The 627-nt window shown below is 51.0% G+C and carries 1 pseudogene; it reads right to left on the reverse strand.

From position 1 onward, the window contains the following. Positions 1-627: pseudogene (locus tag ACTQ34_RS18105) on the reverse strand (MobQ family relaxase); the annotation flags it as partial.

The raw sequence follows: 627 nt of genomic DNA on the forward strand, positions 1-627 counted from the left end.
AATTCCTTGATCTTCTTTTTGCGCTGTTTCTGTTGCGCCTGCTGATACCGTCTTTGCAACAATTGCTCACGCACGGAGCGAATTTCCGTTTCCTCACGGAGCAGGCTCGCCACATCCTGCTTGCAGCCAGCCATCGTCGCAAAATCATATTTTTCGCCATAGGCGGCTTTCACACGGTCAATGGCAGAGCGTTCCTGTTCCTTGCGAATATCAAGCCGGGCATCCATCAGCTCGGCGGCATCCATACCGGCAGCTTTCTCTTTTAGTTCGGCATAGTGCTTCAAGGCTTCATCAAGCTCGGCAGAATACTTTGCTTCCTGCTCGGACAGCTTCTGCAACGCACCCTCCAATACGGCGATTTCTTTCTTCATGGCAGAAATACCCGCATCATCGGTGCAGTCCAAAGAGTAAAGCAGCATTTCCTTGTCGGTTTTCAGCTCCTCCAACTCCTCGGTCAACTCGGTAATGCGTCGGGTAAGGTCGTGTAGTTTGGGTATCTGATAGAAAGGCGTTTCCTTTTTCTCCGCAAGCAGAGCTTTCCGTTCCTTGGATTTGTCCTTGATCTGCTGTACCAATCCCCCATAGCGTTCAAGCTCTGGCTTGACTGCCTTGACGCGCTTGACCATA

Source organism: Agathobaculum sp. LCP25S3_E8 (genome assembly GCF_052117165.1).
Lineage (GTDB): Bacteria > Bacillota > Clostridia > Oscillospirales > Butyricicoccaceae > Agathobaculum.